A 16,369-nucleotide genomic window follows, 5' to 3' on the forward strand; every position below is an offset into this window, starting at 1 on the left:
TTTTATAATAATATATGTATAGTAATTTATATTTCTATAGTTGTTTCATCTATAAATTTAATATTTTCATCTAAATCCCTTATATCATTTACTAGCTTTTTTAATGCTAGATCTTTCTTTTTAGCTTCTATCATAACATCGAAATCTCTGTCTACTTCATCTTTCGCTAGGTATATAAAATTCAAAAAATCTTTTGCATTTATGAAATCTGCATGTTTTCTATCTTTTTCAAATTCTCTAGGACTTGAAAAATGTATTTTAGGTGGTAAAATTTCGTTATTCCAAGTATTAAAAATGTCTTTTAATATATACTTAATTTCATCTCCGTTATTTTTACAAATATGATGGTGAATATCAAGAACCATAGGTAATTTTGTTTCTTTACATATATTTAAAACATCTTGTGCTGTAAATATTTTATCGTCATTTTCCAATATTAATCTACTTACAACTTCATTTGGAAAATATTTTAGGTTATTTATAAACCTTTCTATGCTTTCTTCTTTTCCTCCTTGAGAACTCCCGATATGTATAACCATTTTTCCTTCTTTATAATTTATATCTTCAAATATCTGACTTTGAAATGTTAGACTTTTTATAGTATTTTCCACAACATTTTCTTTTATGCTATTGATTACATTAAACTGATCTGGATGAGAATCTATTCTCAGATTATTTTTCCTGATTATATTCCCTATATATTCAAAATCTTTTTTAAAATATTTCCTATACTCAAATGTTACGTCTGGATGAGTTCCAAGTGGTATCAAATTTGAAGTTATCCTATAAAAATGTATTTGATTTTCTATATTATAATTTAATATTTTTTCTAAGTCATATATATTTGATCTAGTTACTTCCTTTAGCTTATTTAGCTTGTCTGCCTCTGTATTGATCTTAGAGTATCTAGAGTATGTTACAGTGCTTGAAGAGGTCACTTTGGGCAAATTTAAAGCTATAGCTACATATCCAAGTCTAACTTTCATATAATTGCTCCTTTAATCTGTATAATATAAAATTAGTTTTTTCTTTATATTATATAATATTCTACAAATTAATAAAAATATTAAATAAAAAAGTGAACTCTAATATTAGAGTTCACTTTTTATTATAATAAATATTTATTTACTATAGTGTTTAATTCGTCTTCATTTTTTTCTATAAATTCATAAAATTCTAAGTTAGATTTAGCTATAGCTTCTGATATATCGAATAATAAGTTTGGAACTTCTCTTCTTAATACATCTCCGTATATTTTTCCTAATCTAGTTTCCTCAAAAGTAGCACATCCACCTATATGAAGTTCATAAGCATCTTCTGTCTTATCTCCAACTCTTTTCTTTTTACCAGCAAAACCAATAGGTGCAACTTGGTGAGTTGAACAAGAGTTAGGACATCCTGATATATGGATTCTTGGTAAAGTGTCACTATTATAATTTTTTTCTTCTAAAGTTTTGATTATTTCCTCTAAAGTTTCTTGACTTTCAGCTATACCCATTTGGCAAATAGGAACACCTATACAAGCTGTACTTTGTTGTATTTTATATTTACCTGTTATATCCTTAGTTAAATCTAAAACTTTTTTAGCTTCTTCTCCATTTAGATTTCTTATATAAAGACCTTCACTCATAGCTAATCTTATTTCAATATCATCCATATCATTTACAGTCTCTATTATTTTGTCTAAATCAGAAACTTTTAATTGCCCATTTACAGGGTGTACATAAACAGCGTATAATCCCTCTTGTCTTTGAGAAACTAAACGATCATCTTTGACCTCTATAGAAATTCCTTTTTTATCATATACTTTTTGAGTTACATTTAAATCTAAATTACATTTTTCTTTTGCTTCTTTTAAATGTTTTTTATAGCATTCTAATAAAGCATCTTTACCCATTTCCATAAGCATGTATCTTGTACGAGCTTTGTTTTTATTTTCATAATTACCTTTTTCTATAAATAAATTAGTCATAGCCTCTACATGATATAATACATCCTTTGGCTCTACTAACTCATCGTATTCACAACCTTTGATAGGATTTTTACCCATTCCTCCAGCTATGTATACTTTGAAGTATTCTTTTCCATCTTTTTTAACTGCCATAAATCCTAAATCATTTATTGTAGCTTTTGATTCATCTTTAGGTGAACTTGAAAAAGATACTTTTAATTTTCTAGGTAGTTTATAAGTAGTTATTTTACTCATAAAGTGCTCATTAACTTTTGTTGCATAAGGTGTTACATCAAAGATATCTTCTGGATCTACTCCTGATAAAGGTGATATAGCAACGTTTCTTGGGAAGTTACCTCCACCACCTCTTGTATACATATCTTTATGTATACCTTCTTCCATGATATCACAAACTTCGTCTATTGTTAGTCCATGAAGTTGTATTGCTTGACGAGTTGTAAGGTGTAATTGTTCTAAATTATATTTATGAGCAAAATATTGCACTAATTTTAATTGTTCAAGATTTAATATACCTGAAGCCACTCTAAGTCTTATCATAAAGTGTTCTCCATCACGGTGCGCATAAACACCCATTCCACCAGATGCATGTTTAAAGTCCATTTTTGACATTTCTTTATTTAAGAAATTGTGTCCCTTTACTCTGAATTCTGGTATTTCATCTAATAATATTTGTTTATAACTTTCCATATTTGACTCCTTTATAATGACTTTTTATCGCCTTTTATTTAACATATTTATTTTACGACATTTTTCCTTAAATTAGAAATTGATTCTTCCTATTATAATCATTAATATTTTCAATGGTTTATAAATTTATGCAATAATTAAGAAAATAAAATTTTCTATAAATTCAAAAAAGAGACACCATATAAGATGTCCCTTTTAAATTTATTTTTTATAAACTCCCCAAAATATTTTTATTGTCTCATTGGTTGGTGGTTTTGTGAAACTAGATACAATAATAAATGATACTAATGAAATTATAAGAGGTAAAACTATAGTGTGCATACCTAATGGTCTTACCCATATATAGCTAAATAAAATATAACTCCCTATACCTGTTATTATAGATGCTAATGCTCCACTTGCATTTGCCTTTTTCCAATATAGCCCCAGTATAATAGGCCATAAAAATGTAGCTATTATTCCTGCATTTGCATATAAATTTAGCCATACTATCAAATCTGGAGGATTTATTGCTACTATGTAAATTATTATACCTAATGTAGATGTTACTAATAAACTTATAGTTCCAGTTTTTTTAGCATCTTTTTTTATTTTAGGGTTTATGTAATTAGTATATATATCATTAACTATAGCTCCTGATGCTACTAATAATTGTGAATCAACAGTAGACATTATAGATGCTAATGGACCTGCTAGTAAAATTCCCGCAATTACCGGCGGAAATAATTGAGTTGTTATAGTAGGAATGACTAAATCTCCAGACTCAATACCCACTACAAGAGTACTTGAAAATGCACCAACTAAATGCATCCCTAATAATAAAATCATAGATACGATTGTCCCATACTTGATTCCATCATGTAAACTTTTTGTATCTTTATAACTCATAGCCCTCTGAGATACTGAAGGAATTCCTACTACTGCAAAACCAACAAGTATCCAAAATGATGTTACCCATGCTATACTCATATTTCCCGGAGTTACTCCAAATGGAGTTATAAGTCCTTCATTTACACTTTGCATATTACTTACTATATTAGATATTCCCCCTCCTGCTATAACAGTTCCTACAAATATAGCTATAGTGGCTACTGTCATTATAACACCTTGAATTGTATCAGAAATAGTTACCGCTCTAAATCCTCCTACTACAGTATGTACTATAACCGTTAATCCAAAAGCTGTAAGTGCAACTTTGTAATCTAATCCAACTGCACCTTGCAAAAGTCTAGCTGCTCCAACCCACTGAGCTGCCATTGCCGCTATAAAAAATACTACTATAGATAGAGATGTAAGTATTACTACCGCATCAGATTTATATCTTGCTCTTAAAAAATCAGTGATTGTCACTGCATTTATTTTCCTAGCTATTATAGCAAACTTTTTTCCAAGTACTGCTAATGTAAAATATCCAGTTGGCATTTGAGCCATAGATAAAAATACCCATCCTAATCCTTGGGTATACGCTGTTCCTGGTCCTCCTATAAAGCTTCCAGCACTCAAATATGTTGTAACTAGTGTCATAGCTAGAACAAAACCTCCTAAGTCCCGTCCTCCTGTCATGTATTCATCCATGAATCCTTTTTCGCCATTGTGTTTATTTTTAGCTCTATTTACAAATTTCATAGAATAAAATCCTACTATAAATATAACTATAAAATATATAAGAATAGGCAATAGTACTTGAAAATTTATGTGTTTCATTACTTATATTCCTTTCTATACTCTTCTATCTCTTCTTCACTTAATGCATCTAAAGGCATGTTTTTAAAAAATTTATTTATCATAATTACAGTTAAAGCTGAAAATAATATTCCTCCAGCTATACAACTCATAAAGAACCAAGTTGGAAACCCAAATATATATGTATATTCTTTAACTGGCTTAGATCCTAATCCATATCCAAACCCAAACCACCATACTAAGTTTACAATTCCTAATGCTAATCCCATTAAAGCTTCCTTGTTGCACTGTTTATATCTAGGATCTTCTTCAAATTCAAAATTTTCTTTATTTTTATTCATATGAAAACAATCTCCTTATCATCGTTATTTAATTAATATATCCAAAATAAACTTTTATTATTGTTATATGTTTTTTAGTATACAATGTACATAAAAAATATACAGTATAAAAAGAAATCTGTCTATAAAATATAAAAATTTCAATATACTTATAACAAAAAAAGTAAAAAAATAACTTACAAACTATAAGTTTGCAAGTTATTTTTTCACTTTTTTAGCAAGTAGCTCCTCCAACTATATGAAGTTCTGCTTCCAATATTTCTTCTTTTCTATCTAGTATATCATTTGATAAAACTTGAGCTTCCATGTTTTCAACTCCAATTCTATCAATCATATCTCCAAAACGTTCACCAGTTTTTCCTTGTTCTCTATATATAAGTATTGATTTTTCTAGTATAACCATCATTTCATTTTCAGTATAAACTCCAGTTATTGGAGTACCAGGTCTTGAAGTTTTACCCCATTTACCACCTAGGTATATTTTTAATCCTTTTTTACCTTCTTCTATTGCATCGAAATGACATTTACCTATACACAATCCACAGTTATTACATTTTTCTCTATCTATAAATGCTTTACCATCTACTATAGATATAGCTCCTACCTTACAAGTTTCTTTAGGCATACACTTTTTACATCCTGAACACATATCTTCATCAAACTCTGGTACAAATTGTCCCACTATCCCAAAATCATTTAAACTTGGCTTTACACAATTGTTTGGACATCCACCTACTCCAATTTTAAACTTATGTGGCAATTTAACATCATACCATTTTTCATAAAATTCTTTATGAAGAGTTGTACCTATCCCTTGAGTATCACAAAGTCCAAATGTACATACACTTCCTTTACATGGAACTATAGGTCTAACTCTTGAACCAGTTCCTCCAGATACTAAATTATCTTTTTTCAAATATTCCTTAGTAGCTTCTATATCTTCATATTTTATACCAGGTATTTCTAATGTTAGTCTTGAAGTTAATGAAATATCTCCATTTCCATACTTCTTAGCTATTTCAGCTACATTTATTAGTTGTTCTGCTGTTATAGCTCCATTTTCAGTTATAACTCTACATGAAAAATGCTGACCATCATTATTTGATAAAAAACCTTCGCCCTTAACTTTTTTTCTCATTTTCTCTGTTAATTTCATATTAATTTACCCCCACTTCAACATTTAATTCCTTATTTAAAGCTAATCCACCTTCTAATACCTGTACATCTTTATATCCAAAGTGTTTCATTCTGTTGTATGCTAAATAGGCTCTTTTTCCCCTAGCACATACTAAAAGTATTTTATCATCTAATTCAAATCCATCTATCTTACCATTAAGTTGTGTTAAATCTATATATGTAACTCCTTCTAATTGAGGTGTTTTATTTACATCTGCTAACTTATAACTTTCTTGATTATTCAAAAACTCTTCATATCTAAGAGTTTTTAAGTCTCCATCTATTTTATTTAAAAGTATATTAGCTGCATGTCCTACTGGATGAATAGCAGTAGAAAATGGAGGTGCATATGCTAAATCTAAATTTTGTAAATCATTTATAGTTGCATTAAATGTTATAGCCGTTGAAATTACGTCTATATGCTTATCTACATTTCCTTCCCCAAAAACTTGTGCTCCTAATACCTTTTTATTATCTTTATCTGATATAAGTTTTATAATTATCATTTTAGAATCTGGATAATAGTGTGCTTTATCATCTATCGGAACTAAAACACTTTCAACGTTATACCCTAAATTTAATGCATCTTTTTCTGTTAGCCCTGTTCTTGCTGCATTTAAATTTAGTAACTTTACTATACCCGTTCCTAAAACACCATTAAATTCTGTTTTTTTGCCAGCTAAAGTTTTAGCTAAACATCTTCCTTCTTTGTTTGCAGATGACCCCATAGGAGACCATTCAGGCTTTCCACTTAATATATTCTTTACTGTTACACAATCTCCAACTGCATATATATCCTCATCATTTGTTTGCATGTACTCGTTAACTTTTATAGTTTTATTTGCCTCAAGCTCTAATCCACAAGTTTCAGCTATATTGCTGTTAGCTCTTATACCTACAGACATTACAATCATATCTGCTTTCATAGCTCTTTTATCTGTTCTTACTTTACTTACCTTTTCATCTCCTTCTATAGAAGTTAATCTTTCCCCTGTTAAAACCATTATTCCATTTTCTATAAGTTCATTTTCAACATATGAACTTACCTCATCATCAAACCCTGGCATTATGTGGTCCATCGCTTCAACTAATGTTGTTTTAACACCCATTTCATGCAGATTTTCAGCTACTTCAAGTCCTATAAATCCTCCTCCTACAACTACTGCTCTTTTTACATTATTTGTTTCTACTACTTCTCTAACAGCAACTGCATCATCTGGTGTTCTCATATAATAAACACCTTCTAAGTCTATGCCTTCAATCGGAGGCTTAATAGGATCCGCTCCTGTTGCTATAACTAACTTGTCATAATTAAAGATTATTTCTTCTTTATTTTGAATATCAAAAGCTTTTACAATCTTTTTATATCTATCTATCTCTAATGCCTCTACACTAGTTTTAACTTCTACTTGAGTTAAATCCGAGAAACTTTTAGGCGTATTTACAATTAAATCTGATTTATCTTCTATAACTCCACCAACATAATATGGAAGTCCACAACCTGCATAAGATATATTTTCCCCTTTTGTAATTAAAGTTACATCAAAATCTCTATTTTCTCTCTTTAGTTTAGCTGCAGTTTTTGTTCCTGCTGCTACCCCCCCAATAACTAACACATTCATGTATATCCCTCCAAGTTTATATTAATTATTATTTTAACAATTTATTCTTACTTAAAGTGTATCAACCAAGTATTATAATGTAAAATTATAAAAAATTATTGATTTATAAATTTAACTTATAGTACACTTTTTATATAAACTGTGTATTGGGGGATACCATGATAGATTTTAGATTAAAAACATTTATAGATTTATGCGAGACTAAAAGTTATACAAAAACTGCAAAAAGACTTTGTATTACTCAACCTGCTGTCAGCCAGCATATAAAGTATATAGAATCACAATACAATATTAAATTATTTAACTATATAGGCAAAACATTAATACTAACTAAAGTTGGACAAGAATTCTTAGATTCTATTTTAAAACTAAGAACTATGTCTTTATCTATTCAAAATAACTTAAAAAAATCTAATTATTCAGCTAAGCCTTTATCATTTGGAGCAACTAGAAGTATTGGAGAATTTGTAATGCCAAATGTTATAAAAAATTATTTATCTCAAAATTCTTATTCAAATTTATCAATGATTGTAGATAATACGAAAAATCTTTTAGATATGTTAAAAAGAGGTTTATTAGAGTTTTGTTTCATCGAGGGACATTTTAACAAAGCTGATTATGAAACCTACTTAATGAGCTACGAAGATTTTGTTTTTGTAGCCTCTCCTAAAAACCCTATCTGTCATAAATCTAATATTAAAGTTGAAGATTTATTTTCAGAAAACCTCATAATAAGAGAACAGGGTTCTGGAAGTAGAGATATTTTTGAAATGTGGCTATTTGAAAGAAACTATACAACTAAAAATTTTTCAAAATTATTACAAATTGGAAATATAAACATAATAAAAGAATTAGTTAAAGATAACTACGGAATATCTATAATTTACAAAGTTGCTGTACTTGAAGAAATAAAAAATAAAGAATTAGTTGTTTTAGATGTCGATTCAATGAATTTGTCTCATGAGTTTAATTTTATATTTTTAAAAGAGTCTATATATGCTGAGGAATACATAGAATTTTACAATAAGATTAATTAATATAAAGGATTTATTTACAAAAGGAATAAAACCTATGATTTTAGGTGGAGTAACAGGGCTATCAGTTGCTATAATTTCTATGGTTTATGTACTTATAGTATTTTAAATAAATTTTAAAGGGCTATATTAAAAAATTAATATAGCCCTTTTTTTATTTTCTAAAGTTAACTTTTTTTACATTATCTTTATTGCTCTTATTTATACTTTTAGATAAAGTCCCTTCTTTTAATCCAAGTAACTCTTCTACATCTTTTGGATATATACTAAGACCATAATTTATTAGGTTATTCATAAACAGACCTTCATTCATAATCTTACCTTCTATTAGCATATCAAATGATTTTTTTAAAAGAATTGGATGCGAAGACTTTATATTACTATCTAATGGCTCTTTCTTGCTCCATCCATTTTTATCCATTTCGTTCATTAAGTACATATATTTTTTATAACTTATTTTTCCTAATTGGTAACCTCTAAGAATCATAGCCCATATAGGAACTATCCATTTGCTTTTTAATTCTATAAAATCTTCTAACTCTTGAGTTCCTTCTAGATCATTTAAAAATGAGTCTTTAGGCATTAAAAATGCACAAGCAAACTCATCTTTCGAGAATTTCTTAGATTGTATATTTGCTTCATTAGCTACTATATAAGCTAGTTCATATGCTAAATCATAATTTCTTATAGAAGCTGATTTCTTATCATTTCCTAGAGCTATAAAATATCTGCTTTCTTTATCTATACTTTGTTTTTGGCTAAATGCAAGAGCGCCTTTTTTATCTATGTTAGTGTCAGATATAAAAATTCCATTTATCTCAAGCAAGTTAACCATATTACCTATAGGTCCATTGTCCAAGTTGAAATATTCTCTTGTTTTTTCAGCTAGTACTTCTATGTCATCGTTTCTATTTAAATTATTTGGTAAATTCATTTCTGGGAACTTTATATATCCTTGTATAAAATTAAGCACCCTGTGAGTCATAACTAATTTTTCTTTTAATGCTATATCTTCTACTCTAGGTAAAGTTGACTCAGTTCTAATATGTGTATTTTCAACTACTACGTTAACTTTATCTTTTTCACTAAAGTAATCCTTTGGAAAACTTAAAGCATTAGCTAATTTCATTTCATTTTCTAGTGTTGGCTTATACTTGTCAGCTTCAAAAGCTAATATATCCTTTTTATTGATTTTAGTTTCGCTAGCCACCATATCTACTGTTTTAGCTCTATACGTCCTAGCATTTTTTAATTTTTTTCCATTAAATATATTTTTACTCATGTCATTTTTACCTTTCTTAAATTATGTCAATAAATCTAAAATTTCATCATTCGATAAATTTTTAAAAGTGTTTGAATCAGATAATTCATTTCCTATTATATCATCTATCATTTTAAGTTTATCATCTTGAAGTTTTATAATTTTTTCTTCTATAGTTCCTTTAGCTATCAACTTTATAACTTCAACAACCTGTTTTTGCCCTAACCTGTGAGCTCTATCGCTAGCTTGATTTTCAACAGATACATTCCACCATGGATCAAAGTGAATTACTTTATTTGCAGAAGTTAGGTTTAATCCAGTTCCTCCTGCTTTTAGTGAAATTAAAAATACTTTTTTATTATTATTTTCATTAAAGTCATTCACAAGTTCAATTCTATCTTTAGCTTTAGTTTGTCCATCTAAATAATTATATTCTATATTTTCTTTGTCTAATATATATGCTAAATTTTTAAGCACACTTGTAAATTGAGAGAATACCAAAATTTTATCATCATTTGATATACTATCTTTTACTATTTCTACACATGCGTTTATTTTTGAACTTTTTCCTTTATAATCACTAACTATCAAACTTGGATCCAAACATAGTTGTCTTAACTTCGTCAAATATGCTAAAACAGTTATTTTATCATTACTTTCATATTTATCTTGTAACTTTCTTTGAATTTCATCAACATATGTTTTGTATATTTTACGTTGTTCTTTTCCTAATTCAACTAAAAATTTTGTTTCTATTTTGTCTGGCAATTCTGTAATTACCTGTTTTTTAGTCCTTCTTAAAATAAAAGGTTTTATAAGTTTCTTTAATCTAATTAAATTACTTTCATCTTTTATAAAAATAGAACTAAATTTATTTAAATTGTATAAATAACCAGGCATTATAAAATCAAAAATAGACCACAGTTCTGCTAAGTTATTTTCAACAGGTGTTCCTGTAAGGGCAAACTTACATTTAGCTTTTATATTTTTAACAGCATCGGTTGTTATAGATGTTGGATTTTTAATATTTTGTGCTTCATCTATAATCAAGCAGTCAAAATTAATATCTTCATACTTATCATTATCATTTCTTAAGGAACCGTATGTAGTTAATAAAACATCAAAACTTTCAATATTATTTATTATACTTTCTCTTTCTTTTTTATTTCCATGAACTATGCCTATTCTTAAGATTGGAGCAAATTTTTCAAACTCACTTTTCCAGTTATGTATAAGAGATGTTGGAGTAATCACCATGCTTTTAGCTTCGTTTTGAGACAATAAAAAAGTTATTGTTTGTATTGTTTTACCAAGCCCCATTTCATCAGCTAAAACACCTCCAAAGCCGCAAGATTCTAAGCTTTTAAACCACTTAAAACCTTCAACTTGATAATCTCTTAAATCAGCATTTAAACTTTTCGGCACTTCATAATTTTCATCTTTTATATTATTGAATTTATCTACTGTATTTTTTGTATTTTCAATACCTTCTATATATGGGATTTTCTTTTCTATTAAAAGATTATTTATATACATTGCTTTACTTTTATGCACATTCATCTCTTTAATGCTATTAGTAAATCCTAAGCTTTCCATAAGCTTAAATAACTCTTTTGTTTGATCATCTTCTAGATTTATAAAATTTCCATTTTTAAGTTTATAAAATCGCTTATTTGCCTTAAAAGATTTTAAAATTTCCTTATATTCTCTTTCATCTACATCTTCTATTTTAAACTTAAATTCAAGATAGTGGTTTATCTCCTCTCCTAAACCTACTTTTATATTGGAGGAGTTATAGACTTTCTTTTCCTTAAATTTATCTGAATAGTATACTTGTCCAATATTTTTTAACCTATTAATTTCTGTAGTTAAAAAATCATATAGATGAGAGTCTGTACCTCTAAACACATATTTATCTTTTTCTCTTTCAAAATAATTTGTGTACAGCCTATATACAGCTTCTTCTTCTTTCTCAATATCTCTTATAACAAATTTGCCCTCTTTTTCACCTTCATAGTTCATTTTTACATCACAGATAATTCTTGAATCGTCTAAGTCGAAGTAATAATTCACTGTTAAGTCTTTAGTTATATTGTTTATAATACTTTCATCCATATTCAAATTATTAGATATTTCTTTTAACTTAGGGATTAAATTAGTTAAACATTCGCTAATTTCATCGTCCTCAAACTCTATGGATTTATTATCATTTAATAATTCATATAATTTTTTATAATATATTCCATTAGACCCTGAAATTAAATATATATTACCTTCATAAAAGACTACATCTCCTTTTTTTGATAAAGGAACAGGTAAATTATCATTATTAAATATAACTATTTTATCTCCTACCTTTTTAATTTCTACATCAATTGGTACATATCCATTTATTATCTGAGGATTATATGTTTTTCTATTATAGTTAAACGTAAATTCTTTATATTTAAGCTTTTCCATTAACCTTTTTAGTAAACTAGGATTTAATATCATATATCTATTTTTTCTTGAGTTTATATTATCTACTAAACTTAGTCCGTAGTCTTCTATAAACTGCGCTAATTCTTCATCATCTTCAAAGTAACTACTCTTGGGATCATATATAAAATCTTTTCCATACATTATTGAATTTCCATCTACTCTTGAAGTTGCAAATTGTTTAAAGTCTTTTAGAGTGTACAGTTTGTCATTACCTATCTTAAATTCAACCTCTAAAGTTTGATTTAAATAACTAGTTATGTCTACTTCCAAATTTACTTTCTCTTTTGGAATTACTTTAAAATAATTCAGTAAATCTTTATTTATAAATCTTGTATTTACTTTCGGTCTAGTTTGTTCTTTTATATCCATAGTCTTTAATTTTAAATTGTTTACTATATTAGATTTTAAATTGTCAATTTCCTTTAATGTTATACATGCTATATGCTTACATATAAAGTGATTGTTAAGAGTTGTATTTTGATTAAAATCCTCACATGTGCATCCTCTGCTTATAATTTTCTTATCATTTAAGTCTATTATTAAAAAACTATTATAAATTTCTCTTTGATATTTTGATGCTACTGTACCGTATAAACTTATTTTATATTCCTCTTTCGAAAAAAAGCTTTCTTCTATATATCCTTGTTTATAATAGTCTCTAGATCTATCTAGTCTATATCTGTCTATATTTTGTAGTAAAACTTCATTTACTATTTTAAAATCCATTTACTCACCTAATTTCTTTTAAGTCATAACCTTTATTATATATTTTTTAGTGAAAATAATAAAGACTGTAGTTTATTTTTTTAACTACAGTCTTTATATTAATTGTTTTTATATTCAAAACATCCTATTAGTTTACTAATTTTTTTAATAGTCTTAAATTAGGCAAAAAAATACACACTTGATTGTTAAGTGTGTATTTTTTCGCTATATTAATTTAATTCATTATTTTGCATTTGTTTTTTTGCATAAGCATTTTTATCCGCCATTCCCTTAGCACCCACACTTGATGAGAATTGAGAGTTTGGTTCAACACTATCTTGCATATTCATTTCAGATACACTTTGTAAATTAGGTTGAGCATTATTTTGCATGTTTGGTTGAGCATTGTTTTGCATATTCATCTCAGATACGCTTTGCATATTAGGTTGAGCATTATTTTGCATGTTTGGCTGAGCATTGTTTTGCATAGAATTTAATGATTGATTTTTCATAGAATTTTTCATTTTAAATAGTCCCTTTCTTGTTGCTTATTTTGTTCCTTATTATCATGTACTATTTTATTTTTTTAATTCGACAAAATTCAACTTTACATTAATTACTTATTTGCTTAGTTAATGCTCCTTGTCTTTTTGAAGCCATTTTTTTATCAACAGTTTGACTTTCCTCTAATTGAGACTCAAACTCTGAGTTTCGTTGTGAATGATTCACCATAGATTGAAAATTTTGAGCTTCATTTTTATATTCATCATATTTTTTGGACTTTTTCATATAATCACCCTTTCTTAATTTACTTAAGATTAGGTTATGATTTTTTAAAATTTTTAAACGATATAAAATTTACCTTATTAGTCTAAATTAAGTTTTTTACTTAAAGTATAGTTAAGACTAATAAATAAAATAATAACTATAAATATGTTTTCTAAAATTCCTATTGTAGTCACTTTTGTAAAAGCTTGAATGAACTCTAGGTTTGAAATATTTATTGATGGTGTAAAATTATTAACAAAATCATAAATAAAACTTATAATTTTTCCTATTACAAAGAATGATATTATACTAACTACCGTCTTATGTTTAGTGAAAATGGGTAATTGAGCTATTGCTATCGAGTTGTAAATAACAAATATAACTATAGAAATTGCACTTAAAGTTAATCCTATTACACTAGCAATTATTATAATATCTTGATTATTTTTAACTAATTCTTTTCCTGAAATCATTATATTACTTATAGAAAATGTCGTTCCATCTCCAAATAATCCTCCGATATCAGTAAATAGTGCATTTGAGTATATAATTATTGCCATTGAACTAACTATTATAGTTAATAAAACCCATATTAAGGCAGATATATATTTTGATAATATAAGACTGCTACTTTTTACAGGAAGTGTAAACATTAAATATCCTTCATCTCCTAGTAAGTTCTTTTTAAATCGTTTAACTATAATTACTATAGTTAGGGTTGTTATTGCTATAAATAGTCCACCTATGACCATATTTATTATCCCTTGTGCCTCTATAAAAACATCTTTTCTTATAAATATAGAGTTTAACGTTGTTATTGCTAGTATTGCAATGTACATAGGTACAAAAAATTTAGCAGTTGATTTTAATTCATATTTTAATAACTTTCCTAACATTTAAATTCCTCCCTAAATAAAGTATCTATAGACATTCCTTTTTCTTCTCTAATTTCATCTACATTCCCTTTTAATAAAATCTTTCCTTTAGAAATTATAATAACTTCATCACAAATATTTTCAATCTCATTTATAAGGTGTGTTGCAATTAAAAGAGTTGAATCTTCATTAAAGTTTTTAAGTATAGTTTTTATTATATAAGCTCTGGATGCTGGATCAACTCCTCCTATTGGTTCGTCAAGTATATATAATTTTGCATTCCTTGACATTACTAATATTAACCCTACTTTTTCCTTAGTCCCTTTAGACATAGATTTTATTTTTTCATTTTCTTCTAAATTTAAATTTTTTATCATTTCTTTTGCCTTATTTATATCAAAGTCTTTATAAAAATCACTAAATAATTTTAAAAGTTCTTTTACAGTCATATCTTCATTTAAATAGTTTCTATCCGGTAAATAAGATACAATTTCTTTAGTTTTTACAGAGGGCTTCGATCCATTTATTAAAATATTTCCTTGATCACATTGTGTTAACCCATTTAGTAACTTTATCATTGTAGTTTTACCACTTCCATTCGGTCCCAGTAAACCTACTATTTTTCCTTTAGGTATACTTAAATTAAATTCTTCTAATACTTGTTTCTTACCATACTTTTTATATACATCATTAAACTCAGCTATATTTTGACTCATATTAATCCTCCATTATGTTATTTTTTACAATCTCTACAATTTCATTTTTTTTGTATCCTAATTGTATTAACTTTTCTTTTAGTGAATTTATTTCTCTGTCTGCTATTTCTTTTCTCATAAATTTAATTTTTTCTTCATCATTTGTCACAAATCTACCACTTGTTCTTTGACTATGCAGTAACCCTTCCCTTTCTAATTCAGCTAGAGCCCTTTGCATAGTGTTTGGATTTACTTCTGCTTCTGATGCCATCTCTCTTACAGAACTTAGTTTAGAACCTATTTCAAATTCACCAGATATAATTTTCAACTTTAATATATCAATTAGCTGCAAATATATAGGTTTGTTATTATCAAATTCCCAAGTCAAATTGTATCACTTCCTTATTGTATTAATCACTTAATACAATAATATATGTTTTTACTTTAATATGCAACCTTTTTAATATATTTCTATAAAAATATATATAAGATAACCTGTCTTATACTATTTTTTACTATTTATTCCATGTAAAATTTCGTTAAATATAATACATACTATATTAAAAGAGAGGTGAGAATGTTGCCAACTATAGGCTATAGAAATATAAAAACAGGAATAGCCGTATTTTTAAGCATAGTTATATATTCTCTGTTAGATAGAACTGATTACTTCTATGTTTGTGTTGCAACTATATTATGTATGGGAAATACTATTGAAAGCTCTATAAATGCTGGCAAACATCGTATAATAGGTACTCTAATAGGTGGGTTATTTAGTGTGTTACTTATATGGTTAGTTAATTTCACTTCAATAAAATATACAAATCCGATTTTACTTGGTATAGGAATATCGACCGTTATACACCTATGTAATATGTTCAAAGCTCAAGAAGCTTGTAGTTTAGGTTGTGTAGTATTTTTAAGTATAATGATAAACTACACTAATGAAAATGCTATTTCTTATGTATTCTTAAGAACTTTTGATACTTTAATGGGTGTATTTATTGCCTTTTTAATAAATACGACTATAAAACCTTATGATACAAAAAATAATGAGGGTTAAATAACC

Annotated in this window: 15 protein-coding genes; 2 read left to right on the plus strand and 13 right to left on the minus strand. The window is 27.2% G+C overall.

The window, feature by feature from the left end; translation table 11 throughout:
- Positions 1 to 26: 26 nt before the first annotated feature.
- From uvsE to ACN6I1_RS07910, 6 genes are all read right to left on the minus strand, one after another.
- Entirely contained in the window at positions 27 to 986 is a 960-nt protein-coding gene (gene uvsE, locus ACN6I1_RS07885) for a UV DNA damage repair endonuclease UvsE (RefSeq protein WP_419741518.1), read from the minus strand.
- Between the two features lie 122 nt (positions 987 to 1,108).
- A complete protein-coding gene (locus tag ACN6I1_RS07890; RefSeq protein ID WP_419741519.1) occupies positions 1,109 to 2,659 on the minus strand; it encodes a nitrite/sulfite reductase in 1,551 nt (516 codons plus the stop codon).
- A gap of 201 nt (positions 2,660 to 2,860) precedes the next feature.
- Positions 2,861 to 4,363 (minus strand): sodium/pantothenate symporter, encoded by a 1,503-nt coding sequence (gene panF / locus ACN6I1_RS07895; RefSeq protein ID WP_029878225.1) that lies wholly within the window; start codon positions 4,361 to 4,363, stop codon positions 2,861 to 2,863.
- On the minus strand, positions 4,363 to 4,683 hold the full coding sequence (locus tag ACN6I1_RS07900) for a YhdT family protein (protein WP_419741520.1): 321 nt from the start codon (positions 4,681 to 4,683) through the stop codon (positions 4,363 to 4,365). The genes panF and ACN6I1_RS07900 overlap by 1 nt, the downstream gene beginning before the upstream one ends.
- A 214-nt stretch (positions 4,684 to 4,897) precedes the next feature.
- Positions 4,898 to 5,839 carry a 4Fe-4S binding protein gene (locus ACN6I1_RS07905; protein WP_419741521.1) on the minus strand — a complete coding sequence of 314 codons (942 nt, stop codon included), beginning with the start codon at positions 5,837 to 5,839 and terminating at the stop codon, positions 4,898 to 4,900.
- 1 nt (position 5,840) lies between these two features.
- Positions 5,841 to 7,481 carry an FAD-dependent oxidoreductase gene (locus ACN6I1_RS07910; protein WP_419741522.1) on the minus strand — a complete coding sequence of 547 codons (1,641 nt, stop codon included), beginning with the start codon at positions 7,479 to 7,481 and terminating at the stop codon, positions 5,841 to 5,843.
- A gap of 158 nt (positions 7,482 to 7,639) precedes the next feature.
- Between ACN6I1_RS07910 and ACN6I1_RS07915 the strand changes: the two genes are divergently transcribed.
- Complete coding sequence (locus ACN6I1_RS07915; RefSeq protein ID WP_419741523.1) at positions 7,640 to 8,518, plus strand: LysR family transcriptional regulator; 879 nt, start codon at positions 7,640 to 7,642, stop codon at positions 8,516 to 8,518.
- Between the two features lie 151 nt (positions 8,519 to 8,669).
- On the opposite strand, the gene ACN6I1_RS07920 is transcribed toward ACN6I1_RS07915, so the two are convergent.
- The 7 genes from ACN6I1_RS07920 to ACN6I1_RS07950 form a co-directional block, all read right to left on the minus strand.
- Entirely contained in the window at positions 8,670 to 9,797 is a 1,128-nt protein-coding gene (locus tag ACN6I1_RS07920) for an XRE family transcriptional regulator (RefSeq protein WP_419741524.1), read from the minus strand.
- A gap of 21 nt (positions 9,798 to 9,818) precedes the next feature.
- The gene (locus tag ACN6I1_RS07925) at positions 9,819 to 12,983 is read right to left on the minus strand and encodes a DEAD/DEAH box helicase (RefSeq protein ID WP_419741525.1); all 3,165 of its coding nucleotides are present in this window, start codon (positions 12,981 to 12,983) and stop codon (positions 9,819 to 9,821) included.
- A 209-nt stretch (positions 12,984 to 13,192) separates the two neighbouring features.
- A complete protein-coding gene (locus tag ACN6I1_RS07930) occupies positions 13,193 to 13,486 on the minus strand; it encodes a hypothetical protein (RefSeq protein ID WP_419741526.1) in 294 nt (97 codons plus the stop codon).
- A gap of 88 nt (positions 13,487 to 13,574) precedes the next feature.
- Entirely contained in the window at positions 13,575 to 13,751 is a 177-nt protein-coding gene (locus tag ACN6I1_RS07935) for a hypothetical protein (RefSeq protein ID WP_021430791.1), read from the minus strand.
- Positions 13,752 to 13,828: 77 nt separating this feature from the next.
- Positions 13,829 to 14,626, minus strand: a complete 798-nt coding sequence (locus tag ACN6I1_RS07940) for an ABC transporter permease (protein WP_419741527.1) — start codon at positions 14,624 to 14,626, stop codon at positions 13,829 to 13,831.
- A complete protein-coding gene (locus ACN6I1_RS07945; protein ID WP_148550281.1) occupies positions 14,620 to 15,321 on the minus strand; it encodes an ABC transporter ATP-binding protein in 702 nt (233 codons plus the stop codon). The genes ACN6I1_RS07940 and ACN6I1_RS07945 overlap by 7 nt, the downstream gene beginning before the upstream one ends.
- A gap of 1 nt (position 15,322) precedes the next feature.
- Entirely contained in the window at positions 15,323 to 15,688 is a 366-nt protein-coding gene (locus tag ACN6I1_RS07950) for a GntR family transcriptional regulator (RefSeq protein WP_419741528.1), read from the minus strand.
- A 189-nt stretch (positions 15,689 to 15,877) separates the two neighbouring features.
- On the opposite strand from ACN6I1_RS07950, the gene ACN6I1_RS07955 reads away from it, so the two are divergent.
- Positions 15,878 to 16,363 (plus strand): FUSC family protein, encoded by a 486-nt coding sequence (locus ACN6I1_RS07955; protein WP_419741529.1) that lies wholly within the window; start codon positions 15,878 to 15,880, stop codon positions 16,361 to 16,363.
- The last annotated feature ends 6 nt before the right edge of the window (positions 16,364 to 16,369 follow it).

The sequence above is a fragment of the Paraclostridium dentum genome (assembly GCF_048568265.1).
Lineage (GTDB): Bacteria > Bacillota > Clostridia > Peptostreptococcales > Peptostreptococcaceae > Paraclostridium > Paraclostridium dentum.